Source organism: Streptomyces sp. NPDC059456, assembly GCF_042750055.1.
Lineage (GTDB): Bacteria > Actinomycetota > Actinomycetes > Streptomycetales > Streptomycetaceae > Streptomyces.
Genome location: NZ_JBHYVA010000931.1, coordinates 1 through 2,573, shown reverse-complemented (window position 1 = coordinate 2,573; position 2,573 = coordinate 1). Strand labels below are relative to the sequence as shown.

1 protein-coding gene is annotated in these 2,573 nt (G+C 75.3%); it reads left to right on the top strand.

Features of this window, described 5'->3' with window-relative positions; translation table 11 throughout:
- Nucleotides 1–463 precede the first annotated feature (463 nt).
- Nucleotides 464–2,573, top strand: a 2,110-nt coding sequence (locus tag ACFXA3_RS40675; RefSeq protein ID WP_385196202.1) for a PIG-L family deacetylase, incomplete at its 3' end; no start/stop codon positions are given.

Genomic DNA, 2,573 nt, shown 5'->3' with positions numbered 1-2,573 from the left:
CGCGCCCGCCCCTCAACCCGCCCCCCCGCCCCCCCGGGGCGCACCCTGATCGCCGCCGCCGCGCTCCCCCCGCCCGAGCGGCGGCCCCCCGCGCGGGCCCGCGCGGGGGCGCGCGGCGCCCGTGCGGCGGGCACCGACACACCCGCGCGGTCGCGCGGGCCGAAGGCCGGGCGGCCGTTCCGGGGGCGTGGTGGTGGCCGCGCCCCCCATCGCCCCATGTGGGGCGGGGTGCGGCGCGCCGGGGCGGGGCGTTCTGGTGGGGCGCTCTGACGAAGGACGAAAGGGACAAGTCGGATATTTCGCCTATTCAACAGGGTTCCGGTCATATGCCTCTTGATGGTGTGTCAGTCGCAAACCGGCGGGGCATAATCGGCCCCGGTCGACCGGGAGCAGTGGAGCCATCGGGATACCGACCGACTCCCAGGCGGAATTACGCACCGGACCGACCCTCAAGGCGCTGTAGATGTCCCTGGCCAGCCGCACCCGCCTCGCGGCCCTGCTCGCCGCGGTTTCCGTTGCCGCTGCCGGAGTGACGGGCTGGGCCTACGGGCACGGGGACGTGCGGCGGCCCGCGGCGCCCGAGGCCGTCGTGCGGCCGAGCGTGACCGAGGGGTCCGCCCTCCAGATCGTCGCGCACCCCGACGACGACCTGTTCTTCATGAACCCCGACCTGAGCCGTTCCATATCCACCGGCATCAAGGTCACCACCGTCTACCTGACCTCCGGCGAGTCCGACGGCCGCAACGAGGCCCACAGCCCGCACCTGGACGACGCCGCGGGCCCCGCCGACCGCGCCGCCTACGCGGAGGCCCGCCAGAACGGCATACGCGGGGCCTATGCGCAGATGGCCACCGGCGACCGCAGCAGCGCCTGGCAGCGCCGGTCCATACCCACCGCCGGCGGCGGCAGCGCCGAAGTGGACGTCCTCGTCGCCCGGCCCGAGGTCAACCTGGTGTGGATGGAGCTCCGCGAGGCCCGCAGCATCTCCGGGGACAATCCGGAGAGCCTGCGCGGCCTGTGGAACGGCAGGGTCCCCGCCCTGGGCTCCCAGCTGACCTCCGGGACACCGGTCAAGCAGGAGTTCTCGTACACCAGGGAACAGGTGACGGCCGCGATCGCGGACGTGCTCGCGATGTACAAGCCGACCACGATACGCACGCAGGACCCGACCCCCGGCAGGACCGACGCCGGCACCTTCCTGGACCACCAGGACCACGTGTACGGCGCCCGCTTCGTCCAGGCGGCCGCCGCGCTCTACGCGCGGTCCACGGACCGACCGCACTTCTCGGTCCAGAACTACGTCAGCTATCCGAACAGCTCGCTGCCCCCGACGCTGGACCCGCAGACCGCCGAGGAGAAGCTCGGCTACCTCAAGACGTACGCCTGGACGGACCACGAGGACTGGTGCGGCAGCCCCGCCGGCTGCGGCGACCGCAAGGCCGCGACCCGGCCCACCGGCGCCGGCTGGAACCAGACCATCCGCTACAGCCGCGGTGACGGCACCTCCTGGATGGCCGAGGGCGCGTCCGGGCGGCTGTGGGCCTTCGCCGCGCTGGACGGCCGGATGGCGTACTGGACCCGCAGCGGCCCGCAGGCCCCCTGGCAGGGCCCCCGCTTCCTTTCCGGTGCCGGCATCGACACCGGCGCTTCGGCGGTCCGCCTCCCCGACGGCAGGATCGCGGTCTTCGCCACCCGCACCACCCTCGGCCCGGCCCCCGAGGACTACGGCCGGGACGTCGTGTACGCCGTCCAGACCAGGGCCGACGGAGCGTTCGGCCCCTGGCAGACCCTGGGCACCCCGGACACGACCGACGTGTCCGGCACCTCGGCGATCAGCGCCCCGTCCGTCGCCGTCGATCCCGCCGGCCGGCTGACCGTGTACGTACGCGATTCCCGGCGCACGCTGCGCGCCCGGACCCAGACGGCCCCCGGCGGCGCTTTCGGAACATGGCAGGACCTGGGCGGCGCCGGCCTGCTCGGCGATCCGGTCACCGCGACCGACGGGTCGGGACGGCGCCACGTGTACGCGGCCACCGCCGGGTCCGTACTGGCCTGGGTCCAGCCGGCGCCCGGTGCCCCGTTCGGCGGTCCCTTCGCCACCGGGCTGCCGCAGACGACGGGCGTGCTCTCGGTACGCGCGGAAGGCGACGGGGTCCGCCTGTTCTTCCGCCGCCCCGGTTCCGGATCCGTCGGTACGAGCCTGGCCTCCGTGGACGGGCCCGAGCCCCAGTTCTCCCGGGTCGCCGCGGCCGGCGGCCTCGGCGGGTACGGCGGGATCGGCGTCGCCGGCGGGCTGCTCGCCGGCCGCGCGGGTGCGGGCACGGCCAGCGTGACCGGCGCGGACGGTCCCCAGGCCTGGCAGGAATCGCAGATGCTCTACACGGGCGCCCCCGCCGGCGTGGCCGAGCGCGCCGGTACGACCGTCGCGGCCGCCCTCGGCCTGGACGCCGATCTGCACGTCGTGACCGAGGTTCCCGCGGCCGGATCCGAGCCGTGGGGGGGCCCCCCCCCCGCCCCCCGGGCCCCGGCGGGGGCGCCCCCCACCCCCCCCCCGCGCCCGCTAACAAAAAAAA